The organism is Cystobacter fuscus DSM 2262 (assembly GCF_000335475.2).
Taxonomy (GTDB): domain Bacteria; phylum Myxococcota; class Myxococcia; order Myxococcales; family Myxococcaceae; genus Cystobacter; species Cystobacter fuscus.
This window is the reverse complement of sequence record NZ_ANAH02000001.1, coordinates 530,863-554,350: the sequence shown is the minus strand read 5'-3', so window position 1 is coordinate 554,350 and position 23,488 is coordinate 530,863. Positions and strand designations below refer to the sequence as shown.

The 23,488-nt window shown below is 70.2% G+C and carries 21 protein-coding genes; 7 read left to right on the top strand and 14 right to left on the bottom strand.

Translation table 11 applies throughout. From position 1 onward, the window contains the following. Window positions 1-34: 34 nt before the first annotated feature. Both D187_RS02115 and D187_RS02110 read right to left on the bottom strand, forming a co-directional pair. Window positions 35-511: a dihydrofolate reductase gene (locus tag D187_RS02115; protein ID WP_002623171.1), complete on the bottom strand. Its 477-nt coding sequence runs from the start codon at window positions 509-511 to the stop codon at window positions 35-37. Then, on the bottom strand, window positions 508-1,302 hold the full coding sequence (locus D187_RS02110) for a thymidylate synthase (protein WP_002623172.1): 795 nt from the start codon (window positions 1,300-1,302) through the stop codon (window positions 508-510). The genes D187_RS02115 and D187_RS02110 overlap by 4 nt, the downstream gene beginning before the upstream one ends. 83 nt (window positions 1,303-1,385) lie before the next feature. On the opposite strand from D187_RS02110, the gene D187_RS02105 reads away from it, so the two are divergent. The 3 genes from D187_RS02105 to D187_RS02095 all read left to right on the top strand — a co-directional run bounded on the left by D187_RS02105 (window position 1,386) and on the right by D187_RS02095 (window position 4,046). Then, window positions 1,386-1,946, top strand: coding sequence for a cob(I)yrinic acid a,c-diamide adenosyltransferase (locus D187_RS02105; RefSeq protein ID WP_002623173.1), 561 nt, complete (start codon window positions 1,386-1,388; stop codon window positions 1,944-1,946). Between the two features lie 32 nt (window positions 1,947-1,978). Beyond that, window positions 1,979-3,016 (top strand): tRNA epoxyqueuosine(34) reductase QueG, encoded by a 1,038-nt coding sequence (gene queG / locus D187_RS02100; protein WP_002623174.1) that lies wholly within the window; start codon window positions 1,979-1,981, stop codon window positions 3,014-3,016. An 85-nt stretch (window positions 3,017-3,101) separates the two neighbouring features. Then, window positions 3,102-4,046 (top strand): DMT family transporter, encoded by a 945-nt coding sequence (locus D187_RS02095; protein ID WP_002623175.1) that lies wholly within the window; start codon window positions 3,102-3,104, stop codon window positions 4,044-4,046. Here the strand turns inward: D187_RS02095 and D187_RS02090 are convergent. Beyond that, window positions 4,043-4,720 (bottom strand): hypothetical protein, encoded by a 678-nt coding sequence (locus D187_RS02090; RefSeq protein WP_002623176.1) that lies wholly within the window; start codon window positions 4,718-4,720, stop codon window positions 4,043-4,045. The genes D187_RS02095 and D187_RS02090 overlap by 4 nt on opposite strands. 115 nt (window positions 4,721-4,835) lie before the next feature. Here D187_RS02090 and D187_RS02085 point away from each other — a divergent pair, with 115 nt between their 5' ends. Beyond that, on the top strand, window positions 4,836-5,900 hold the full coding sequence (locus tag D187_RS02085) for a YihY/virulence factor BrkB family protein (protein WP_020917729.1): 1,065 nt from the start codon (window positions 4,836-4,838) through the stop codon (window positions 5,898-5,900). A gap of 9 nt (window positions 5,901-5,909) precedes the next feature. Here D187_RS02085 and D187_RS02080 read toward each other — a convergent pair whose 3' ends face one another. The 5 genes from D187_RS02080 to D187_RS02060 form a co-directional block, all read right to left on the bottom strand. Continuing rightward, window positions 5,910-6,734, bottom strand: coding sequence for a M48 family metallopeptidase (locus D187_RS02080; protein ID WP_002623178.1), 825 nt, complete (start codon window positions 6,732-6,734; stop codon window positions 5,910-5,912). A gap of 152 nt (window positions 6,735-6,886) precedes the next feature. Next, window positions 6,887-8,350, bottom strand: coding sequence for an O-antigen ligase family protein (locus D187_RS02075; RefSeq protein WP_002623179.1), 1,464 nt, complete (start codon window positions 8,348-8,350; stop codon window positions 6,887-6,889). Window positions 8,351-8,363: 13 nt separating this feature from the next. Then, window positions 8,364-9,449 (bottom strand): glycosyltransferase family 4 protein, encoded by a 1,086-nt coding sequence (locus D187_RS02070; RefSeq protein ID WP_043427782.1) that lies wholly within the window; start codon window positions 9,447-9,449, stop codon window positions 8,364-8,366. Continuing rightward, entirely contained in the window at window positions 9,446-10,288 is an 843-nt protein-coding gene (locus D187_RS02065) for a PIG-L deacetylase family protein (RefSeq protein WP_002623181.1), read from the bottom strand. Before D187_RS02065 ends, D187_RS02070 begins: the two co-directional genes overlap by 4 nt. Continuing rightward, the gene (locus tag D187_RS02060; protein ID WP_081713519.1) at window positions 10,278-11,543 is read right to left on the bottom strand and encodes a glycosyltransferase family 4 protein; all 1,266 of its coding nucleotides are present in this window, start codon (window positions 11,541-11,543) and stop codon (window positions 10,278-10,280) included. The genes D187_RS02065 and D187_RS02060 overlap by 11 nt, the downstream gene beginning before the upstream one ends. A gap of 174 nt (window positions 11,544-11,717) precedes the next feature. Here D187_RS02060 and D187_RS02055 point away from each other — a divergent pair, with 174 nt between their 5' ends. Continuing rightward, window positions 11,718-13,223, top strand: a complete 1,506-nt coding sequence (locus D187_RS02055) for an MATE family efflux transporter (RefSeq protein WP_043427779.1) — start codon at window positions 11,718-11,720, stop codon at window positions 13,221-13,223. 21 nt (window positions 13,224-13,244) lie between these two features. Here D187_RS02055 and D187_RS02050 read toward each other — a convergent pair whose 3' ends face one another. From D187_RS02050 to D187_RS02030, 5 genes are read right to left on the bottom strand one after another with little or no spacing between them, the layout of a single operon-like run. Further along, complete coding sequence (locus D187_RS02050; RefSeq protein ID WP_002623185.1) at window positions 13,245-14,153, bottom strand: glycosyltransferase family 2 protein; 909 nt, start codon at window positions 14,151-14,153, stop codon at window positions 13,245-13,247. Then, the gene (locus D187_RS49300) at window positions 14,150-15,358 is read right to left on the bottom strand and encodes a hypothetical protein (RefSeq protein ID WP_002623186.1); all 1,209 of its coding nucleotides are present in this window, start codon (window positions 15,356-15,358) and stop codon (window positions 14,150-14,152) included. Before D187_RS49300 ends, D187_RS02050 begins: the two co-directional genes overlap by 4 nt. Next, a complete protein-coding gene (locus D187_RS02040; RefSeq protein ID WP_002623187.1) occupies window positions 15,355-16,539 on the bottom strand; it encodes a glycosyltransferase family 4 protein in 1,185 nt (394 codons plus the stop codon). The genes D187_RS49300 and D187_RS02040 overlap by 4 nt, the downstream gene beginning before the upstream one ends. After that, window positions 16,527-17,735: an alkaline phosphatase family protein gene (locus D187_RS02035; RefSeq protein WP_002623188.1), complete on the bottom strand. Its 1,209-nt coding sequence runs from the start codon at window positions 17,733-17,735 to the stop codon at window positions 16,527-16,529. The genes D187_RS02040 and D187_RS02035 overlap by 13 nt, the downstream gene beginning before the upstream one ends. A 13-nt stretch (window positions 17,736-17,748) precedes the next feature. Next, entirely contained in the window at window positions 17,749-18,624 is an 876-nt protein-coding gene (locus D187_RS02030) for an SLBB domain-containing protein (RefSeq protein WP_043427778.1), read from the bottom strand. Between the two features lie 312 nt (window positions 18,625-18,936). Between D187_RS02030 and D187_RS02025 the strand changes: the two genes are divergently transcribed. Both D187_RS02025 and D187_RS02020 read left to right on the top strand, forming a co-directional pair. Beyond that, the gene (locus D187_RS02025; protein WP_002623190.1) at window positions 18,937-20,760 is read left to right on the top strand and encodes a GumC family protein; all 1,824 of its coding nucleotides are present in this window, start codon (window positions 18,937-18,939) and stop codon (window positions 20,758-20,760) included. Between the two features lie 545 nt (window positions 20,761-21,305). After that, window positions 21,306-22,508: a glycosyltransferase family 4 protein gene (locus tag D187_RS02020; RefSeq protein ID WP_081713518.1), complete on the top strand. Its 1,203-nt coding sequence runs from the start codon at window positions 21,306-21,308 to the stop codon at window positions 22,506-22,508. Between the two features lie 19 nt (window positions 22,509-22,527). Here the strand turns inward: D187_RS02020 and D187_RS02015 are convergent, their stop codons facing one another. Beyond that, window positions 22,528-23,487 carry an SGNH/GDSL hydrolase family protein gene (locus D187_RS02015; protein ID WP_002623192.1) on the bottom strand — a complete coding sequence of 320 codons (960 nt, stop codon included), beginning with the start codon at window positions 23,485-23,487 and terminating at the stop codon, window positions 22,528-22,530. Window position 23,488 lies beyond the last annotated feature (1 nt).

Here is a 23,488-nt window from a genome sequence, read left to right as displayed (position 1 = left end):
CAATGTTGCGAGGCAGAATCAAAACCAGTGGTGATCACCGCTCGTAAGTGAGGAAGGCGAAGGGCGGCGTGGTGTCGGTGGCCGGATGGAACTCCTCGGCGGTGAGGCGCCAGGTGGACAGATCCACCTCGGGGAAGAAGGTGTCGCCCTCGTACTCGCGGTCGATGCGTGTGAGGTACAGCCGACGCACCCGGTCCATCGCCTGCTCGTAGAGCTGGGCGCCTCCCGCGAGGAAGACCTCGTCGCCGCGTGCCCGCGCGAGGGCCTCCTCCAGCGAGTGCGCCACCTCGATGCCCTCGGGGGCCCAACCCTGTTGGCGCGTCACCACGAGCATCGTCCTGCCGGGCAGCGGCCGACCGATGGACTCGTACGTCTTGCGGCCCATGAGGAGCGTGTGTCCCAGGGTGAGCCGCTTGAATCGTTGGAGGTCCGCCGGCAGGCGCCAGGGCAGGGTGTTGTCCCGGCCGATGCAGCGGTTGGATGCCATCGCCACGATGGCCGACAGCGTCATACGGCCACCGGGGCCTTGATGGCGGGGTGGGGCTCGTACCCACTGAGTGTGAAGTCCTCGTACTTGAAGTCGAAGAGCGAGCGGACGGCCGGGTTGAGCGTCATCCGGGGCAGGGGCCGGGGCTCGCGCTTCAGCTGCTCGCGCGCCTGCTCCACGTGGTTGAGGTACAGGTGCGCGTCGCCCGAGGTGTGGATGAACTCATGGGCCTCGAGCCCCGTCACCTGCGCCACCATCATCGTCAGCAGGGCGTAGGAGGCGATGTTGAAGGGCAAGCCCAGGAAGATGTCCGCGCTGCGCTGGTAGAGCTGGCAGGACAGCCGCCCGTTGGCCACGTAGAACTGGAACAGGATGTGACAGGGCGGCAGCTTCATGGCGCCCAGGTCCGCCACGTTCCACGCGCTCACCAGGTGGCGCCGCGAGTCGGGGTTCTTCTTCAGCCCCTCGACGAGCTGGGTCATCTGATCGATGGCGCCCCCCTCGGGCGTGGACCAGGAGCGCCACTGGTGGCCGTAGATGGGGCCGAGGTTGCCCTCGGCGTCGGCCCACTCGTCCCAGATGGTGACACCGTGCGCCTGGAGCGCGTGCACGTTCGTGCCGCCCGCGAGCATCCACAACAGCTCGTGGATGATGGACTTGAGGTGGAGCTTCTTCGTCGTCACCAGGGGGAAGCCCCGCGTGAGATCGAAGCGCATCTGATGGCCGAAGACACTCAGCGTGCCGGTGCCGGTGCGGTCGCTCTTCTTCGTGCCGTGATGCAGGACGTGCTCGAGCAGGGCGAGGTAGGGTGTCATGGACTTCTCCTAGCCCACGGACCCCCCGGGCGCGAATTTCCGCCAGGTGCGGTGCCGATTGTCCAACGCAAGGGAACACACCATTGAAGATCTATACGAAGACTGGAGACAAGGGAGAGACGGGCCTGTTCGGTGGAGGACGGGTCCGCAAGGACAGCGTCCGCGTGGACGCCTACGGTGAGGTGGACGAGCTGAACGCCGCGCTGGGGCTGGCGCGCTCCCTGTCCATGCCGAGCGACCTGGATGCCCTGCTCCAGCGCCTGCAGGAGCAGCTCTTCACCGTGGGCGCGGTGCTGGCCACGCCTCCCGGCACCAAGGCCTCCGGCTTCATTCCCCCGCTCAAGAGCGAGTGGGTCACGGACATGGAGCGGGCGATCGACACCTTCGAGGGCGAGCTGTCCCCCATGACGCACTTCATCCTGCCCGCGGGCGTCCAGGCGTCCGCCGCGCTGCATCTGGCGCGCACGGTGTGCCGGCGGGCCGAGCGTCGCGTGCTCACCGCCCTGAGCGAGGGCGAGGCGTCCGATGACGTGCTGTCCTTCCTCAACCGGCTCTCGGACCTGCTCTTCGTCATGGCGCGGGTGGCCAACCGCCGGGCGGGTGTCGAGGACGTGAAGTGGATTCCGGAGAAGCCCACGACCTAGTCCCGTGGGTCATCTCGGAAGGGGCGCGGCGGTTGGGTTATGTAGAAGCCGTGCCCCCGCTGTCCACCAAACATCTCCGCCAGCTCTCCACCCAGGCGGGCTTCGATCTCGTGGGCTTCGCGCGCGCCGAGCCCATCCCGGGTGACTTCTTCCTGGAGTGGTTGGCGGCTGGCTGCGACGCCGACATGGACTGGCTGGGCGAGCGGACGGCCGAGCGGCTCGACGTCTCGCTGCTGCTGCCCGGCGCGCGCACGGTGATCGCCTTCGCGACCAACTACTACCGGGAGGAGCCCCGGACGGAGGACTCGCCCATCGCCCGCTACGCGCGGGGCCGGGACTACCACTCCACCCTGCGCGACAGCCTGAAGTCCTTCCGCCGCCGGCTCAAGGAGGCATACCCCGAGGTGCGCGACTACGGCGGCGTGGACTCGGGCCCGATGATGGAGAAGGTGTGGGCCGCCCGCGCCGGGCTGGGCTACGTGGGCAAGAATGGCTGCTTCATCACCGAGCCCCTGGGCTCGTGGGTGGTGCTGGCCGTGCTCATCCTCGACGCCGAGGTGGACACGTACGCCGACGGGCCCACCGTGGATCGTTGTGGCAGTTGCCACCTGTGCATCATGTCGTGCCCCACCGGGGCGCTGCTCGGCCAGGGGCGGGTGGACGCGCGGGCCTGTCTCTCCTTCCAGACCATCGAGAACCGCCACGGCGAGGTGCCCGAGTCCTTCCGGGTGGAGATGGACAACCTCATCTTCGGTTGCGACATCTGCCAGGACGTCTGCCCCCTCAACCGCCGGCCCGTTGTCACGCCCAACGAGCGCTTCGCTCCCCGGGCGGTGGCCGAGCTGGGGGTGATGGAACTCGCGGCGCTCACCCCCGAGCAGTACAGCCAGCTCATCCCCGGCACCGCGCTCGCCCGGGCCAAGTACGACGGCCTGCGCCGCAACGCCGTGTACGCACTCGGGGCCGCGAAACGTCTGGAGGCCCGGCCCCTGCTCGAGCGGCTGCGCGAGGATCCCAGCGAGGTGGTGCGCCACGCCGCCGCGTGGGCCCTGCTGCACCTCCATCCCTGACACTTGTCCTGGTGACATTCCACGCGAGGGGGGAATGGCCGTCCGCGCAGTGAATCGCGAGGGTTTATCTGCTACGTGTCGCCGCGTGCAGTCCTCCACCACCGATCTCCTTTCCGCTCGGCGCGAGCCGCTCAGCGGGGTCTACGCGGCGCTGTTCCTGCAAGTCGTCATCAACGCGGGGACGTATCTGGCCGGCAAGCGCGCCATGGAGGAACTGCCCCCGCTCACGGTGGTGATGTGGCGCTTCCTGCTCAGCGCCACCCTCTTCTGCCTGCTGCTCGCCTTCACGCCCGGACCCAAGCTGCCGCCGCGCTCCGAGTGGCGCCGCGTGTTCATGCTCGGCCTGCTCGCGGGCCCGCTCAACCAGGTGTTGTTCTTCCACGGGCTGTCCCGCTCCACCGCGGCCCACGCGGCGCTGCTCTACGCGCTGACGCCGCTGGGCGTGTACCTGCTGGGGCTCGTGCGCGGGCAGGAGCGGGCCTCGTCGCGCGCGGTGCTCGGCATCCTCACGGCCTTCACTGGCGTGGTGGTGCTGTTGCTCGGGCGGGGGCTGGCCTCGGCGCGCGGCTCGCTGCTGGGGGATCTGCTCATCCTCGGCGCGGTGATCGCGTGGATCGCCTACACCACCGAGGGCAAGCCCTTCGCCTCCGCCCATGGCTCGGTGCGCTCCACCGCGTGGAGCATGGTGGCCGCCGCCCTGCTCCTGCTGCCCGTGGCCCCCTTCGTCCTCGAGCCCTCGCGCACCTTCTCCGCGAGCCCCTCCGCCCTGGGCAGCATCGCCTATCTGGCCGTCCTCACGTCCGTGGTGGCCTACCTCATCTGGTACTACGCCCTGACCAAGGTGCCCGCCTCACACGCGGCCATCTTCTCCAACCTCCAGCCGGTGATGACGGCGCTCGCCGCGTGGCTCCTGCTCGGCGAGTCCCTGCATGGGGAGCTGATCCTCGGCGGCGCCCTGGTGCTCGTTGGCGTGCGGTTGACCCAGCGCGCCCCCACGGTGCCCGGGCGCCCGGCCGTCCAGCGCGCCTAATCCTTCCACCAATCGTCGCCGGACGACCGCTTCGAGGCGTCCTTCTTCGGGGTCGCCGCGGGCTTGCCGGGCTTGGACTTCGCGGGGGGCGCGGCGTCCTCCTTGGATGCCTCCGCCGCCGTGTCGTCGGAATCTCCGAAGATGCGGATCTCCTCCCGCTTTCCCCGGGGGGGCGGGCTCTTCTTCACCTCGGCGGGCGGCTTCGGCGCGGGGAGGGGCTTCTCCTCGAGTTCCACCTTGGACTCCACCTCGGGCTCGGCCGGCGCGGGGGGTGGAGGGGCGGCGGGCATTTCCTCCGGAGCGGACTCCGCGGAGGGCTCGGCGGGAGGCGCGGCCTCGTTGGCCCGGTAGACGCCCCGGCGCTCCGTGTCCTGGAGGGACGTGGGCTTCGAGGGCTCCTCGAACCGCTCCGAAGCCGGAGCCGGGCCGGTGGGGGAGGCGGGCAGGTCTCCCGCCGTGTCCCGGAGCGTATAGAAGCGGGTGGTGCACGCGTCCCGCTCCCGGGTGCACCGGGCGACGCACTGGTTGAGCTGCTGGTATTTCGTCGTGCTGCCGCCGTAGTCGATGGTGCAGTCCTCGCGGCACGTCCCATGGTCCTCACGGCATCCCGGGGGGATGGACCGGTCATCGCCAGCGGTGAGTGTCAGCAGGAGGACGAGCGGGAGCATGGGCATGATGGGGGCGAAGGGTAGCAGGCCTCCAGGCCGCGTGGCATGGGCCGGGCACTGGTGCTCGAGCCCTTCTCGTGGCTAGCTTGCCCGCTCAACCCAGGACCCGGGCCGGGAAGGAATGCGACTGCGTAAGCCGAGGAGCCTCACATGGCGCGAGTTCTTCCGGCGCCTCTGGGTGGAGATCGAGGAGGACGCGGTCACCGAGTGCGCGGCGCAGCTCGCCTTCTATTTCCTCTTCGCGCTCTTTCCCTTCCTCTTCTTCGTCGTGACGCTCGCGGCCCACCTGCCGGTGGAGCGGGGCGTGGTGGTGTCCATGGTGGAGCGGCTCGGTCCGCTCATGCCGGCGGATGCCCTGGGCCTGGTGCAGGCGCACCTGCGCGCCATCGCCCAGGACACCCAGCCGCGCCTGGTCACCTTCGGCCTGGCGCTGTCGCTCTGGTCCGCCTCGCGCGGCGTGGACGCGTTCCGCCGGGCGCTCAACCTCGCCTATGACGTGCCCGAGTACCGGCCCCTGTGGCACACCCAGGGGCTCGCGCTGCTCATGACCGTGGGGGGCTCGCTGCTCATCCCCGTGACCGTCACCCTGTTCCTGCTGGGCGGGCGGTTGGGGGAGTGGATCGCCCAGCACCTGCACGTGCTCAACGCCTACCACGCCGTGTGGTCCTGGCTGCGCTGGCCCTCCGTCACCGCGCTCGTCATGCTGGCGCTCGCCCTGTGCTACTGGCGCCTGCCCGCGGTGCGCCACCGCTACAGCTTCCTGTCCCCCGGCGCGCTGGTCGCCAGCGTGCTGTGGCTGCTCACCACCTGGGGCTTCACCCAGTACGTCGAGCACTTCGGCCGCTACAACGTCACCTATGGCTCCATCGGTGGCGTCATCGTGCTCCTGCTGTGGCTCTACCTCACCGGCCTCATCTTCATCCTCGGCGGCGAGGTGAACGCCATCCTCGAGCAGGCCGAGGCCGAGGCGGCGCGCGCGCAAGGACGGCCCCCGCCCATCGAGACCCCCCACCTCAAGGGCGAGGCGGAGGCGGGAGGCTCGGGGCGCGAGCGGCTCGGCTTCTGGCGGTGGCGCCGGCGCATGGCCGAGCGCGCTCCCACCGACATCGAGCCCCCCGCCGAGCTGCGGGAGGAGACGCCCGAGGCTCCCCCCGCGGGAGAGCCCGAGCGCACGCCCCTGCCGTAGCGCGGGCGCCTACTTGCGCAGGCGCTGCTTGATGGCGGCGAGCTGGTTGCCGCCCAGCTCCGCGCCCGTCAGCCGGTTCTGCTGGATGTACTTGTTGATGTGCGTGACGCGGTCGGCGCTCGCCGGGTGCGTGCTCAGCCACTTGAGCACCGCGGGCGTCTTGCCCTCCTGGGCCGCGAGCTTCTGGAAGAAGGTGGCCAGGCCGTGCGGATCGTAGTTCACCGCGGAGATGTACCTGGCGCCCAGCTCGTCCGCTTCCGTCTCGTTGCCGCGGCTGAAGGCCAGGGCCGCGCCATTACCGGCCAGGCCCGCGGCGATCTTCGACACCGTCCCGGCGTTCTTGCCGAGCGCCGCCTCGATGACGGCCTGCTCGCCGTACTGCAGCAGCATGGCCTGGGCGGAGTGCCGGCCCACCACGTGCCCGGCCTCGTGGCCCATGACGCCGGCCACCTCGGCCTCGTTCTCGGCCGCGAGCAGCAGGCCCGTGTACACGTAGAGGTAGCCGCCCGGCGTGGCGAAGGCGTTCACCGTCTTCGGATCATCGATGACGTTGATCTTCCACTTCACCCCCGGGCGATCCTTGTTGGCCTGCTGGAGGATGCGCGTGGAGAGGTTGCGCACGTACTCCACGACGGTGGGGTCCTCCAGGTACTTGATCTTCTCCTTCGTCTCCAGCTCCTGCTTCACCTGGAGGCCGAGCTGGTTCTCCTGCTGATCCGAGATGAGGAGGGAGGCCGCCGTGCGCCCCACGTTGAACTTCTTGCCCTTCGCGCAGCCCGTGGAGAACCCGAGCGCGTACGTGAGGGTGACCACCGCCAGGAGAATCCGCTTCATGCCTCGCCTTCCTTTGTCTGGGTGATGCGCCGCAGGGGGGCGTCGTAACCATCGCGCCGGGGGCTCGGCAAGCGCCCCGTGGTGAAGGGTCGGCATCACGACTCCTGGCCGCGAGGCCCAGGGCTCCGGGCCTCGCGGGGTACGCCTCGTTTTCAGGCGTTGACGCCGGAGGGCGGGTTCGTCACGGGAGCGCTCAGCTCCAGGCGGCGGCGGGCGCGGGCACGCTCGCGCCTCCGGGCCGCCACCCACCGCGAGGGCCGTGCCGGATACAGGCTGGCGACGGCGCCCAGCAGGATGTGCAGCAGGAAGAGCAGGGGCGTCTGGCGGATCTCCCACTCGACGAGGCTCTGCAACACCACGCCGAGCAGGGAGAAGAAGACGCCGGTGCCGAAGCGGGAGCGGAACGACTTGGAGCGCGCGCGCAGGAAGCTCGCTCCCAGCTTCAGCCAGCGCCACCAGAGCACGCCCAGGAGGATGACCCCCAGCCACCCGCTCTCACCGAGGGTGATGGCGTACAGGCTGTGCGCCGGAGCCGCCTGGGGCGCCTCCACGTTGGAGCCGGCGGGGATGGGCCCGGCGCGGGGGCGCTCGTCGGTGCTCTCGTAAGCCAGGTAGCGCATCCCCAGCATCGGCCCGTAGCGGTTGGTGACGCACCAGGACCAGTTGTTCAGCCCGCAGCCCCAGGGCCGCTCGCTGACGATCAGGTCGGCCAGGTTGAGGTAGACGATGCGGCCCTCGGTGGGCTTGTCCCCGTACTCCGCGGCCAGTGACGTCTCGAAGCGTGAGTTGAAGGCGTCTCCGAGCTTGAGGTACAGCCCCGTGCCCACCACGGCGAGGAGCACGGCGCTCACCGCCACGCGGATCGGGTTCTTCCAGAAGCCGCAGGTGAGGCCGACGCCGAAGAGCAGCAGCAGGATGCCGATGAAGCCCGCCCGGGAAATGGTCATCACCACCGACAGGGTGCCGAGCAGCGCGCCCACGCCGCACAGGCGCCGCAGCTTGCGCGGCGCGTCGGAGAGGTAGACGGCGAACAGCATCGGCGCCGTCATCAGGTTGTACATGGCCAGGCTGTTCGGGTGGTTGAGCGTCCCGTCCGCCCGGGCATGGCCCAGGATGACCCGCGAGTACACGGTCGCGAGGAATTCGTACGAGGTCGACAGCGCCAGGGCCGCGACGATGATGCGCAGGTGGCGCTCCTCCTTCACGTAGAGGGCCACCGCGAGGAAGAGCAGGGTGGCGCGGATCATCTTCGACAGCTCGAACACGCCGAAGATCCACGGGTCCGACGTCATCACGCGCAGCGCGTTGTAGCCGACGAACAGCACCATGGCGGACAGGCACACGGGCATGGCCGTGCCGGGCCTTCTGCGCTTCAGCTCGTCGACGAGGACGAAGATCCACAGGTAGTCGAGCCAGGACCACTCGAGGCCTCGCGTGGTGCCGCGGTACCACTCCCGGCTCATCAGGTTGATGTCGATGAGGCCGGAGTGGACGGTGCCCAGCACCAGGAGGAAGACGCAGACGTCCTTGCGCCAGGACGCGCGCCCCACCCAGCCGCACCCCACGTAGAGCACCACGGCCGAGACCAGCAGGAAGAGGATCGACTTGATTTCCATCAGGACCGCTCGCTCAAGCCAGCGCCTCTCGTGGGGCCGCCGGACACAGCTCCTCGGCCAGATCGATCAGCACCTGGGCTCCCGCCCGGTCGGTGAAGCGCTCCTGGGCGAAGCGCAGCGCGTGGTCGGCCGTGCGACCAAGCGCCTCGGAGTCCTCGAGCACCGAGCGCAGCGTGCGCCGCCACTCCTCCACGTCCCCCATGGGCACGAACCAGCCGTTCTCCCCGTGGCGGATGTAGTCCTCGGTGCCGATGCACCGGGTGGCCACCACCGGCACGCCCAGCGACATGGCCTGGATGAGCGTCATCTGCCCGCTGGCCGTCTCCTGGTTGTTGACGGGAATGGCGACGAGCTCCGCCTCCGCGATGATGCTCAGGTAGTCCTGCTGGGGGATGCTGGTGATGACCTTGACGTTGGCCGGGACCGGTCCGCCCGGCAGGCCATGCGGATGCGCCACGACCACCAGTTGGATGGGCAGGCCCTCCACCGCCTTGAAGAGGGTGGCGTAGTCCCGGCCCGACGAGCCGAGCGCGGCGATGTAGCGCGGCGCCAGCCCGAAGCGCTCGCGCGCCCCGCGGAACTTCTCGGCCTCGAGCGGCACCCCGGTCAGGTACGTGAAGTGGAAGCGGGACTCCGGCACGGCGAAGGTGCGCGCGTACGCGGTGCGCTCTTGCTTCGTGTAGACGATGAACCGGTCCACGTACCGGTAGGCGATGCGCGACAGCCACTTGCGCGCCCCGTGGTACTCGTGGCCGCAGTTGAAGTACCAGACGATATGCGGGGTGCGCTCGAAGGTCAGCAGGTTCACGAGCCCCTGCGTGAAGCCTCCCTGCGGGAAGGCCGTGACGATCACGTCCTGCGGATGGCGCGCCAGGTGCAACCGGGCCTTCAGGGCGAGCTGGACGAGCTGCAGCCACTTCTTGCCGGGCGTGCGCTTCTGGGTCGAGTCGACGCGTTCCTCCAGGCCCACGTAGGAGCACTCGAAGCGCTCGGGGGGCAGGAACTCGCCCAGCCACTTGCGATCCGGGCGGAGGAACCACGCGACGAACAGGACGCGCACCTTGGCGCGCTCTGCTGGGGTGTCCTGGTCTTGGTTCATGAGATGGGTCGTGGGTTGAAGTCGATGCGACGATAGAACTCGAAGCCGTCGAAGAAGCATTCGAGGAACTCCCCTCCGTCGACGTCCCGGAGGGTAACCCAACGCGGGTCTCCGTGGCGGCGTTCCAACTGGGAGGTATGCCGGGCGAGGGCCGCCCGCTTGCCAGCGAGCACCTCGTGGACGTTCACGCACGTGCGGAACGCCGAGGAGCGCACCAGTCCCCTCACCGTCGAGGCCGTATTGCGCACCCACGTCCGCGGATCCCACAAGGCGCCATCCCGGCGCACGTTCGGCCAGTAGCGCCAGGACCAGACGGCGTACTCGAGGACCGTGACGGGCCGGTTCACGCGCCGCAGGGCCTCGTGCACGATGAGGCAGGTGGAGCCATGGTCCGGGTTCTCCCCGGCCGCGTAGGGAACGAAGAGCTGCTCGGGCCGATGAGCCTCGAGCAGGGCGACGACCCGGGAGATCGCCTCCTCCCGATGCTCCAGGAGGTAGCGGTCGGGAAAGCCCAGCAGGTGCACGCGCGAGGTGTCGACTCCCAGGAGCTTCGAGGCCTCCAGGGCCTCGCGTGCCCGCAGCTTGCTCAACTCCTCGGGCGGGAGCAGCTCCGGATGCGAGCCGGAGCCATCCGTCACGAAGACGATCCGCACCGGCACGTCCAGGCGCCGCTTCAAGAGGATGGTTCCGCCACAGCCGAGCGTCTCGTCGTCGGGGTGCGGCGCGAAGACCATGGCCGGACGCCGCAGCTCCGCCTCGTCGAGGCGCCGCGCCGAGCGCGCCAGGGCCGAGCGGAAGGCCTGCCGGGACAGGTCTCGAATCAGGGCGCTACCTTGCACGGCGACGGTTCTCCTCGAGGACTTCCAGGTAGATGTCCTGCGTCCGCTGGGCGAAGGCGGTCCAGCTGAAGCGCTGGCGGACGACTTCCTTGCCCGCCCGCGCCGCGGCGTCGAGTCGCTCGGGAGACGCGAAGCACGAGCGCAGGGCCGAGGCCCAGTCCTCCGGCTCCTGCGTCTGCACGAACAGGCCTTGCTTCCCGATGGCGTCCGCGAGGATGGCCAGGCCGAAGCGGGTCCCCATGAGCACCGGGCAACCGGCCGCCCAGGCCTCCAGGACCACCAGGCCGAACGGCTCGACGTGGGAGGTCATCATCATCAGCCTGGACAGGGCGAGCAGATCGGGCACCTCCTGGTTGGCATCCAGATTGCCCATGATGTGCACGCGCGCGCCCAGGCCGGACGCCTGGATCTCCCGCTCGAGGCTGGCGCGGTAGTCGGCCTCCACCGTCGCGCCCGCCAGCACGAGGTGACTGTCCGGTGGGGCTCCCCGGGCGAAGGCCTGGATGGCCAGGAGCTGGTTCTTCGCCCGCGTCAGACGGGCGAGGACGGTGATCACCGGACCCTTGGCGAGATGCGGCCAGCGGCGGCGTGCCCGCTCCGCGTCGCCCGACTCCATCCGCCGCGGATCCACCCCCTGCTCCATGAGGATGACGCGCGGGCCGTACTTCTCGGTCATGGCCCGCCGCTCCTCCTCGTTGAAGACGATGATGCGCGCGGCATCGTCGAGCACGCGACGCGCGCCCACGAGCATCCCGAACGGGCGGCCCAGGTCCACCGCTCCCGAGAAGCGCTCCGCCATCGCCTTCTGCTGCCAGTCCTGGACGGTGAGCAGCGGCCCATGGATGGAGATGACATAGGGACGCTTCGTGAGCCGCAGGACGCCGCGCACGGCCCCGCCAATCCGGCCGGCCGTGTGCAGATGGACGAGCGGGAGCTGACGGTCCAACAACAGCCGCAGGGGCTCATCCACCGTGAGCACGCTGCCGGTCTCCTTGAGCGCCCGCCGCTTGCTCGCGGAGCCGAGGTACGGAGACAGGACGTGGTAGCGCTTGACGGGGACCGAGGGGTCCAGGGCATGGCCGGAGCCACTGGAGCCCGAGGTCATGTGGGGCGCGTGGATCTCCGCCCCCCAGCCCAGGAGCGCGAGGTGGCGTGCCACCTGCTCCACATGGGTCTCCATGCCTCCCCACTCCGCGGGGTTGTATTTGCGAATGACGTGCGCCACGCGCCGCATCACCCGGGTCTCGCCAGCCATGTTCCTCCCACGAATTCACGGGCCATTCCCGGGAGCATACGGGGGCCGGGGGGCGTCTCAAACGGGAATGGGGAGGGGGGAGGGGTGGCGGCCCTCCGCGAGGGGAGCACTCGGCCGAGCATGGCACGGGGGACGGGGTTCCGGCGCGAGGCGTGGTATGCACGGGGGCGCACCATGAGCCAGAAGCCTTCGACCCGGGGAACCATCTTCAATCTCATCGCGGCTTGCGCGCGGCACCTCGCGGGGGTCGTGGCGGGTCTCTTCACGATTCCCCTGGTGGCGCGCTCGATGGGCGCGGACGGGCTGGGTGCCTGGGCGGTGCTCAGCACCACCGGGTACCTGATGGCGCTGTCGGATCTCGGCTTGAGCGTCGCCGTGCAGCGCACGGCCGCCCGCCCGGACCACGCCGCCACGCGCCGGATGATCAGCCTGGCGCTCCTCGTGGTGAGCGTCGTCTGCCCGATCCTGAGCCTGGGCGCCTACGCCCTGATGGTCTGGCTGCCGTCCGACCAGAACAACGTGGTGCTGCAGGCCGACGTGGCCCGTGCCGCCCTGCCGATGCTGTTCGCGGGCCTGGTGGGCTCGCTCGTCAACCCCATCCGGGGCTTCCTCATCATGAGGAACGACTTCCCCGTGCTGGCCCGGGCGCGCGCGTATGCCTCGGCGATCCAGGTGGCCCTGACGGCCCTGGGACTGTCGATCTCCCCCACGCTCCTGGCGCCCACCCTGGGCGTGCTCGCCAGCTCGTTCCTCGAGTCCTTCTTCCTCGTTCGGGCCGCCCTCCGGCATGACCCGGAGCTGTCGCTGCGCCCCGCGTGGCCGAAGGACCCCGCCGAGGTGCGCGACGCGTTCCGCCAGGGCTCCGCGGCGCTGGCCATCAACTTCGGCGTCGCGGCGGCCGTGCGCGCGGACGTCCTCATCCTCACCTCGTACCTGCCCCTGGCCGCGGTGGGCGCCTACCAGGTCGCCGCGCGGGCCGTGGACCAGGTCGCCGTCTTCGCCAAGCAGGTGTGCGCGTGGCTGTTGCACCGGCTCGGCACCGCGGAGGAGCGCTCCTCGGCGGTGCGGCTCGGCACCGCGGCCATGGGCGGACTGGTCGCCAGCGGGCTGCTGGCGCTCTGGCTGGATGGGACGCCCCTGCTCGTGGCCTGGGCGGGCCCCGTCGCCGCCGAGCGGCTCACCTCCGTGACGCTCGCCATCCTGGGCCTCGCGGCGGTCATCCAGGCGTCCCAGGAGGCCTCGGCCGCCACCCTGACGCTGAGCAACGACAGCGCCTGGCGGGCGGCCCACCCCATCCTCATCGGCCACATGTTCAACGTGACCGTCTCGCTCATCGGCGTGCGGTACTACGGCGCCTGGGCCGTCGCGGGCGGCACGGCCTGTGGCAACCTGCTCATGGCGGTGCTCATCTGGGGCCGCTCCCGCGCGTTGATGCAGTGGCGCCTGTCGCAGGTGCTCCAGACGATCGCCCCCATCCTGGGCGCGGTGCTCGTCGCCGGGGCCGCGGGCTGGGGGCTGGCTCCGCTCTCCACCGTCCATCCCCTGGCGAGCGCGGCCGTGTGCGGCGTGGTCACCATTCTGGGCACCGGGACGTCCCTGTTCCTCTGGTGGCGCCGCGACACCGCCAGCGCCTCCGCTCCGCCGACCCCCGTTACCGCGGAACTGCCCGCCGTCGAGTGAGTGCCGGCGGGCTTTCGCCGCTCACTGCCGCTCGAGCACGACCTTCTGTCCCACGCTGGCGTCGCGGTTGCCGCTGCGCCGCCGCTGCTCTCCCAGCCGATGCCCCTGCAGGTGGGCCCAGTGGTAGACGAGCCGCCGGGGGAAGGTGAGCGCGAGCCCCGGCAGATCCCTCGCCGCGACGTGGGCCAGCGCATCGCGGGCACAGGAGATGCCCGTGCGTACGGCGAACCGGGCCAGGGACGCATGCTCACGCAGGATGAACGCGTCCGCCTCGCCCTCGATGAAGCGCCGCCCGTAGAGCTGCCGGAGCGTGTAGTTGTGCGAGTGCATCACGAGCGCCTCGGGCACGTAGCGCACGCGCAGGCCGTTGTTGCGCGCCCAGTAGCCCCACTCGGTGTCCTCCGAGCCCCACGCATCCTCGTAGAAGGGGTGCTTCTCCCAGGCCGCGCGCGTCATCGCCGCGAAGGGCAGCGAGTAGGCCATCCAGGGCGGCGCGTCGCCCGTCTCGGGGAACGCCGCGGCGTAGTCCCGGCGCACCCAGGTATGGGCCTCGGGCCGGGGGAGCTGGCGCGCGAACGTCGCGTCGGCGCTTCCGTTCTCGATGGGCGCCACCAGCCGCTCCAGCGCGTCGGTGACGAGCGGCACCGTGTCCGAGTTCTGGAAGACGATGAGGCTGCCCTTGGCCTCGCGGATGGCCATGTTGAGCACCAGGCCGGGGAAGTACTCCTTGGCCTCGATCTTCACGAGCCGGCAGGGGTAGCGGCTCACGATGTCGAGCGTGGCGTCGGTGGAGCCGGAGTCCACCACGAGCAGCTCGAAGTCCCGGCGCTTCTGGGAGAACAGGGCGCTGAGCGCCTGCCCGACGACCCAGGCGGCGTTCTTCGTGCGCATGATGATGGTGATCTTCCCGTCCGTCGTCGTGTGATTCATGAGGGAGTGTCCTCCAGGGTGAGACCGAGCTTGCGGGCGGTGTGGATGAAGTTCGGGTCCCCCGCGGAACCCCAGAAGCGCAGGTAGGCGCGTTGCAGCGCGATGTCCGAGGTGCTGGCCGCGCCGAGCGCCTGCCTCGCGAACTCCCGGCCGGCGCCGGGCGCGCCGTAGGTGACGTAGGGGAACACCGCGGCCATGAGGCCCCGGGCGCCTCCGAGCCGCAGCCCGAGCCGGGCGCGCTTGCCCAGCTTCACGGGCACCTCCGGAGGGGGCTTCAAGCCGGCGCGCAGCTTGTGCAGCCACGCCCGCGCGTCGAGTCCTCCCTCGACGAGCGCGTGCCGCAGGGCGCGCCGCGGGTAGTCGCTCCAATCGAGTCGGGGCACGCCCAGCCGGGCCGACTCACAGGCGAGGTGCACGGCGGCGAGCTGCGTGCGCGTCTCGGACATCCAGGCGCGCAGGTCCCGCTCGGCGAAGCCCGCGTAGTCCGGCTCGAACCGGAAGGCGCTGGCCTCCTCGTACAGGCGCCGGAAGGCTTCCGGGACATCGGTGCGCCCGGCCATGCGGCGGCGCTTCTCCACGTAGCTCCAGTGGTACGCCCCGCGGAAGAACAAGAGCGCGTCGCCGTAGCCGATGATGGCCTTGACGGTGTGCCGGATGAGGGCGCGGCGAGACTCGGCGTCCAGCTCGCCCCGGGCCAGCAAGAGCTCGTTGATGACCAGGAGCGTGCCCCGGTTGATGAGCAGATCCCTCACGTCCTCCGGGAGGATCGCCTCGACGCGGAAGCGCTCGAGCGAGGGCAGCAGGGCCGCGTCGCCCAGGATCGTCTTGTGGCCGTGCCGCACGTCGTACCACATGACCCGGCACGGAGCCCGGTTCAGGCTGGAGAGCGTGACGAGCCCCATGTCGATGCCGACCTGGTACTCGGTGCGCAGGGGCTCCAGGGCCCGGTCGAGCTCGCCTTTGAGCCCCGCGGGCGGCGCGTCGCGGACCACGAGCATGAGATCGAGGTTGTTGTGGGGCCGCTCCTGGCCTCCGGCACGGTCCACGCCGCCCTCGCCGCGGCCATAGCCACCGATGAGGGCGAGCGTGAGCAGCTCACCGGGCGCGAAGCGCTGGGAGATGAGAGCGCCCGCGCGCGTCACGATGTCCGAGATGGTGCGCTCGACGGCGGGGGAGCCCCGGTGGGTGTAGCGCTCCCCGGTCATGCCCGCCTCCTGCCCTCGGAGGCCACGCGCTGCAGCAAGCGGTGCAGGCCGGCGACATGGTGCTCGGGCAGGAAGCGCTCGCGATGCAGCCGCAAGCCCTCCTGGCCCATCTTCTCGCGCAGGGCCTTGTCGCCGAGCATCCGGTCGATCGCGGCCGCCAGCGCGGCGGGGTCGCCGGAGGGCACGCCCAGGCCGGTGCGCTCGGGGAGGAGCCACTCGCCGATGCCGCCGATGAGGCTGCCGATGACGGGCGTGCCGTGCGCCAGGGCCTCGAGTCCGACGAGCCCCAACGTCTCCGGCGCGCGGCTGGGGAAGACGAGACAGGTGGCGCGGCGGTACTCGGCCGACAGGGCTTCGCTGGAGGACAGGGGGCCCACGAAGGTGACCCGGTCCTGGAGCCGCAGGGCCTTGGTCAGGGCCTTGAGCTCCTCCTGCTGCCGCCCCTGTCCCACCAGGCGAAGCCGGGCGGGCCGTGAGGTGCGCGTGAGCGCGTGCAGCAGCACGTCGATGCCCTTGCCGGTGCTGAGCTGACCCACGGCCAGCAGCAGATCCTCCTCGCGCTGCACGGGCTGGGGCGCGTCGGCGGGAGGCCGGGCGTAGAGCGGCAGGACGTGGAGGCGGGCGCGGTCGAACCCATGGGCGGCGATGTGGCCCGCCATGTACTCGGAGCCGACGACCCCCATCTCCTCGTGGCGCACCAGCTCCTGCTCGGCCTGGAGCTCGCGCAGGGAGGCCAGCTTGACGCCGGGCCACTGGGCCGTGCGCCCGATGAAGCCCAGGCACGTGATGCACGCGCTGCCCACCGTCTGGGTGCAGGTCGTCTTCGTGAGCGTGGTGTACTTGTGCTCGCGCAGGCAGAACATCCGGTGGTCGTGGAAGAAGCGCATCACGGGCGCGGGTGAGTCGCGCAGGGCACGGGTGCCCTCCACGCCCAGCTGGTGCACGTACACCACGTCCGGCGCGAGCTCGCGCAACTGCCGCGCCAGGTCCACGATGGGGAAGGCCCCCTCGAAGGGCTCCAGCATCACGGGCGAGGGGTCCGGCGAGGCCCCGACGTCGTAGAACAGGAAGGAGCGCACGCCGTGCTGGGCGAGCTCCCGCGCCGTTTCCCGGATATAGCGCTCGGCACCACCCACCGGCCGCGCGCTCTCGTTGATCCACGCGACGGTCAGGCCGCCCATGACACCCCCGAGCCGCCCAGGCCGAGCAGGGAGCGGATCCAGGTCGCCACGTCCGTGAGCGCCCCGACACCCGCGGGAATGGGCCGGTCCGAGGCGATCGCCGCCCGGGCCGAGTGACAGTCCACGTCGTAGCCGTGCATGCCGCGCACCGCGCCTCCCACGAAGCTCGGGGAGAAGAGGTTGCCCTCGTCGAGCACCAGGAACGCGCGTCCGTACGGTTCGTCCTTCACGGGCGCCTTGCGCGCCTGGAGTTCACGCGTGTCCAGCCACCGTCCCGGAAGCCCCTCGGCCTCCACCAGGGCTCGCACCCGGTCCAGCTCCTGGTCGCTGCCCCAGAAGCGCATCATCGTGCTGTCCACGAACAGGCGCGTGCCCGAGAGGTGCCGCAGGAGGGGTCGCGGGTCGATGACGCGGTGGATGTCCGCCATGCCGTGATCGCCCACGACGATGGTGGTCACCTCGCCGCCGCCCGCGCGCATCGCCTCCACCGCGCGCTCGATGCCGGTCGTCACCCGGCGCGCGGCCGCCGCCGCCTCCTGGCTGCCGTTGCCCGTGCGGTGGAGCGCGCCGTCGATCTCGGTCGCGTACGCGAACGCGAGCTGGGGCTTCTTCGTGCGCAGCATCTCCACGGTGTGCTGCCAGCGCTCGGCCTCGGGCATGCGCCAGGGCGCGGTGAAGACACTCAGTCCCGCCTGGCGCGCCTGGGACAGGAACGTCTCCTGTCCGCCGATGCGCTCGGCGGTGAAGAGATCCTCGCGCTCGGGCATGTCCAGCCACTCGAAGAGCTCGGGCGGAACCCGGTAGAGGTCCACGTAGCCGGTGAGCCCCGCGGTGCGCGCGAGTGCCTTGGCCGCCAGCCGCCGCACCCGGCCCCGCTCGTGGATGAGGCGCGGCAAGAGGCCCAGGTGGACGAGCGGCGAGAGGATGCCGGAGCCCTGATTCGCCTGGGAGAAGAGGCACATGCGCCCGTGCTGCTCGGGCGGGGTTCCGGTGAGGATCGTGGGCAGTGCGCCGCAGGAGAAGCCCAGGATACCGTGCAGGTGGCCCCGGTAGGGCAGCCCTCCCAGCCCGCCCGCGAACTCGAGCTGTGACGGCCCGAGCGCATCGACGAAGACGAGCAGGACGCGCTGTTCGGCGCCGCCTCCCGTTCTCGCGACCGTGGGGGAGGGCTGCTGGGAGATGTGTGACGGGTGCATGCTGTGTTGGTTCCTAGCGTTGGAGCTGGGTGCTCACCGCCGCGGCGGCACCCACCGACAGGAGGGGAATCAGGCGCTGAATGACATCGGTGGTGGTGTAATACCAATGAGACGTGACGAAGACGACGTCTCCACGCGCCAGTTCTACATCCGTTCCCTTGCCTCCGATGAGATCCGTCACGCTCGCCCGGTAGACACGCGGCTTGGAGAGCGGTCCCCGGATGACTCGCACGTCCGCGTAGTCCGCCGCGTTGCGGACCAGGCCGCCCGCCCCGGCCAGGGCTTCCGACAGCCGCAGGCCCTTGCGCCAGGGAACCGAGCGGGGCTCGCGTACGTCGCCGTAGACGGCGATCGCGGCGCCTCTCAGCGCGGGGACGTACAGCACGTCACCGCTCTTGACCTGGACGTCGTGCCGGGGGTTGCCCATCACGGCCTCGGGGACGCTGATGGGCAGGGCCACGCCCGCCCGAATCAGCCGCGTGGACTCGAGGTCGCCGTATTCGATCAGCTCGGCCGACCGCTCCAACTCTCCCACCCGGGTGCCGCCCGCCTTCGCCAGCAGCTCGGAGACCCGCGTCGGACCGCCCAACGGGTAGATGCCCGGTTTCTCGACCGCACCCAGGACACTCGCCTGGTGCCCCGCTGGCTCCACGAGCGAGAGAGACACGACGCCGTACTTGTCGAAGCGCCGCAGACCTTCCTGTATCCTGGCTTCCGCCACGTCCAAACTGATGCCGCCGACCTGGACAGCGCCCACGAGTGGCACGTAGAGGACGCCCAGGTCGTCCACACTCATGCGCCCGACCTCGAACGGGGTCACCGAAATGATTCTCAAGGAGAGCACATCGCCCGGTTTCAACACGAAGGGCTCGGGGGGAATGGGAGCCATACCGGACGGGGTTGCGACTTCCTCTTGCTTGAAGCCGGGATCTTCCGAGGGCGTGGTGGGTGCGCGTGGCAGATGAGCGCACGCGGGAAGGACGAGCCAGGCGCCAAGGGCGAGTGTGAGCAGACGCGACATCGATGACCTCAATCTCCAGGCAAGAAACACGCCACGCGATTCGTGGCATCTGTTGTGTGGTAGTGGAAGGCGAAACAATGCAGACCTCCAGTAGAAAGCAGAAGATCCTCGACCTTGGGGCGAGGACACAAGGTGTCAATGAGCAGGGGGTGACGCGTGTTCGCGCCAGTTGAGGGTGAAGTGACCGATGCGGGCTTGGAGCAGCGGCCCGGCCTGCCGTTGGAGCCCGTGCGGCTCGCGTGGGCGTTGCGCCGGAGGGCCCGGCTGATCGCCCTGGCCGTGGTGCTTAGCATTCCGGTGGGGCTGGTGGTGGCGTTCTTCCTGGCGCCGCGGGAGTTCGTGGCCCAGTCGGTGCTGGTCTGGGAGCCGGTGGCGCGCTCCTCGACGCCCGCCCGGGATCTGCAGACCCTGACGAGCTCGGTGAAGTTGCCGGGCAACCTCGCGCAGGTCCGCGAGCGGCTGAAGCTGAGCAACTCCCTCGAGGATGTGGGGGCGCGCATCCGCGTGGGCGTCGTCTCCAACGAGTCGAACGTCCTGACCATCTCGGGCTCGGGCGCCAACTCGGAGGAGGCCGCGCGCTTCACCCAGGCCGTGACGGATGTCTTCCTGGATGCGCGGGTGCGGATCGCCCGGACGCGCACGGAGGAGAAGCTCAAGGGCCTCAAGGAGGAGGTGGAGCAGATGCACAAGCAGCTCACCTCCGCCCGTGAGCGCTACGACGGCTTCCGTACCCAGCACCAGGTGGTGGACTTCACCCTCGACCGCCAGACGGCCATCGACCAGCTGGCCCTGCTGCGCTCGGAGATGCACAAGAGCCGCGCCGAGGCGGATTCGACCACGGCGAAGGCGAGTCTGCTGCGCTCGGCGGTCCAGAAGGCCCCCGCCCAGCTCGTGCTCACGGAGAACCAGGTCCAGGCGGATCGCCAGAAGCTGGCCGAGCTGAGCGCCCTGCTCACCGCCCGCCGCGCGAGCCTCTCCCAGGAGCACCCCGAGGTCCAGGGACTCCAGGCCTCGGTGGAGGCCCTGGAGCAGACGCCCGCGGATGCCTACACCGTGACGGGCAGGCAGGTGGGGGCCAATCCGGAGTTCCTGGTGCTGCAGGAGCAGCTCACGCGCACCTCCATCGATGGAGAGGCGGCGCAGAAGAAGTTGCAGTCCTACTCCAAGCTGCAGGAGTCCCTCAACGAGCGCGTCCTCCAGCTCACGGCGTTGGAGGGCGAGGCCAACCTGTTGCTGGCGGACGTGCGGCTCGCCGAGGAGCGACTGGGCAAGCTCAAGGCGGAGCAGGCCGAGCTCGAGGCGGCGGTGCGTCAGCCCTCCTCCGAGCTCCGGGTGCTCAACAGCCCGGTGCCCCCGCCCTATGCGGCCCAGTCGTCCCGCCGCAAGGTGGCCCTCGCGTTCCCGCTGCTCGCGGGACTGCTCGCCGTGCTCTTCGTCGTCGGCCAGGAGCTGCGGGGCTTGCGGCTGCGCACCCCGTCGGAAATCGCTTTCTGGGCGAAGGCCCCCGTGCTCGCCTCCTCGTCGTGGCCCCAGGCCCCGGAGGAACTGCGCAACCTCGTCCTGGAGCTCGCCTCGCGCGGAGAGCAGGCGCAGGGGACGACCTTGCTCTTGCCCCTGGATCCCGCGCGGAGCGCGAGCGCCGCCGAGCTCGTGGAGGCGCTGCGCCCGCGGATGCCCTTCCTGCGGCTGTGGGACGAGACCGACCGCGTCCAGGCGCTGCGGCGTGCCTCGCGCGAGAGTGCCCGGGTGGTGGTGTTGGTGGATGCGGGGGCGCACGCCGCGCTGGAGTTCACCGGACTGCGGCGTCTGCTCGGCCGGGAGGACGGCATCGGCCTCGTGGTGCTCGGGCTGGGGCCCGAGCTGGCCCTGCTGCGCGATCGGGTGGGGGATGACTCGGACTTCTGGGGCCCCTCCCTGTCCCACGCGGACCTGTCCCCTGTCCGCGGCGTCGTGAAGGAGTCGTACCCCCTGGATTCCGAGCAGCGGCTGGGCGGGCGGCGGTAACGGGGTCGGTGGCGCCCGTTGGGCACTCCCAACGGGCCCCGTCCCCGCGCGCGGAGATTTTTTCCGTCGCCGTCCGATCCAGACCTTCCAGCCGAGGACAATGCTGTCAGGAGGCTGGCTCATCAGGAGGAGCGAGTCCCCCTCGGACTTTCATTGGAGCTCGTATCTTCGAAGGTGTGCGTCTGAGCCGCCGGGTGCGAGCCGCCCATGGCGTGCCATTTGCTTTGTCTCCTGGATGACTTTTCCAGGGCGACGGGGTGGACTTTCCTGGGGAAGCGCCTCGGCGCGCGCGGTGACTCGGGCCGTGACAAACATCCCCGGAAGTTTCCAAAATCTTTATTGGTTTGCTACATGTTCAACGTCCCAGGCACACTGGACCCGGTTTTTTATATCAGGTATTTACTTTGCGATAACGAAACTGTCATCCCTTGGACCAGGACAGTCCGGAGCTCTTGCTTCCGGTGATGAAGGGATGAAGGGGCCGGTGCGGCCCGGATACCAGGGCCTGGCGATTTCATTGCGGTAGAGGTGGGAGAGGCAGACGCATGAGGCTGGCAATGGCGCTGGGCGGAACCGACTGGGGCCGCTCCGGAATTGGTACGTATACTCGCGCGGTGCTGGCGAGGCTGGGACGGGCGCTGCGTGCGTCCGGTGGCGAGTTGGTGGCGCTCGGTACCCCGCGGGATTTCGAAGCGTATGAGGGGGTCCTCGCGGACGCGAGGCGGGTGGTGCTGCCCTCGATGCTGGACAAGCCGGTGCTGAGTGCCTCGTGGTATCTCACCCGCGTGGGCGCCTGTGCGCGCTCGGCGGGGGCGGACGCGCTGCTGTTGCCCGCGGCGAACCGCCGGGTGCCGCTGCGGCTCGGCCTTCCCTCGGTGGGCGTGGTCCACGATCTCGCCCAGTTCAACGTCCCGAACAAGTACGACGGGCTGCGCACCCGCTACGTGCGCAACCTGCTGCCCCGGGCGTTCTCGTCCCTGTCGGCCCTGGTGGTGGTCAGCGAGTCCACCCGCGCGGACGTGGCGCGCATCCTCGACTACTCACCCGAGCGGCTCCACGTGATTCCCAATGGCGTGGACACCGACCGCTTCCACACGCCGGATCCCTCGCAGATCGCGCGGGCGCGCGCCCATACGGACCTGAGCGGTGACTACCTGCTCTACCTGTCGCGCCTGGAGCATCCGGGCAAGAACCACCTGCGGCTGTTGCAGGCCTATGCCGCGTCTCCCGTGCGCCACACCCACCAGCTCGCCCTGGTGGGAGCGGACTGGGGCGGTGAGGCCCGCATCCGCGCGGAGATCCAGCGCTTGAAGCTCGAGGGGCGCGTGCGGATCCTCGGCTTCGTGGCCGACGAGTTCATCCCCGGGCTGCTCGCCGATGCCTCCGCGGTCATCGCGGTGGGGCTGTGCGAGGGCTTTGGTCTGCCCGCGCTGGAGGCGCTGGCCATGGGCCGCCCCGTGGTCGTCTCCAACACCGGCGCCCTGCCCGAGGTCGTCGGAGAGCTGGGCATCCTCTGCGATCCCTACGACCCCTCGGACATGTCCGCGGCGCTGACCCGGGTGGTGGGAGATACCGCGTGGCGTGAGCGCATCACCCGGGAGGGCCCCACGTATGCGCGGCGGCTCAACTGGGATCGCTCCTGCGACCAGCTGCTGACCCTGTGCTACCAGGTGGCCGCCGTCCCCAGGCCGGTACCTCAGGTCCCGGTTCGTCCTTCTCGCGTGACCGCGGCGATCAAGGCGGCCTAGCCGTCCGCGTGCCGCGGCCTCAATCGCTGGAGCGATCGAGGCCGCGCGCGCGCGACAGCTCCCGCCCGAGCTGCTCACTGAAGAGCCGGGCGCCCTCTGGATTCAGGTGGACTCCGTCCGCCTTGAAGTACTTGCGATCCGTGACCCACTGGCTCGCGTCGATGTAGAGGCCGTGGGCCGCCTCCACCTTCGCGCGGTTGTAGGCGCGCAGCGCGCGTGCGGCCGGCCCGTCGTGGAACCCGGGCGGACGCCCGTCGGGCATCGCGACGACGACCATCCGGGCGCCCCGGGTCTCGGCCAGGCGGAAGAGCTCCTTCACGGCCGCGGAGAACCCCCGGTCCTCCTGGACCACGCGGCCGAGCCGCCGGGCCAGCTCCTCCAGATCTTCCTGCTTCGGGGCCGTGCCGGCCGACATGCCCCAGGCACCCATCGCCTTGCGGAGCGTCTCCACCTTGGACCAGATGGTGGTGCGCTCGGCGAGCATGGGCATCAGCGACATGGCGCGGAAGCGCCACGCCGTCTCCCACGAGCCGGGCGCGTAGAGCGCGGCGGCATCCTCGGGGAAGGAGTAGGCGAGGGCGCGGCTGCTGATCATGTCTCGCCAACCGGTGTTGGACTGGAGGCTGAGCTGATCGTCGAAGTAGCCGTAGACGATGTCCCGCACCTGGGGCAGCCGAGGGAGCGCCTGTTTCAGGACGAGCGCGTGCTCCACGGGCGTCGTCGCGTGGAGCGCCGCGTTGAACGAGGCGGGCGCTTGTCCGGCCGGGCTCCACGCCGCGGCGAAGGCGGCGAGGTCGGTTCCGTCCTCGAGCAGGGAGTTGCCCAGGAAGAGCAGCCGGGTGTCTCGTGGGGCGTTGTCGAGGCGGGCGAGGAACTGACGTCTCGCGGTCAGCCGGGTCGCCATCGTGACGGCGAGGTTGAACACGAGGAGCACCGCGAGCGCGGTGACAACGGACGGGAGCAGGTGCCTTCGGGTCATG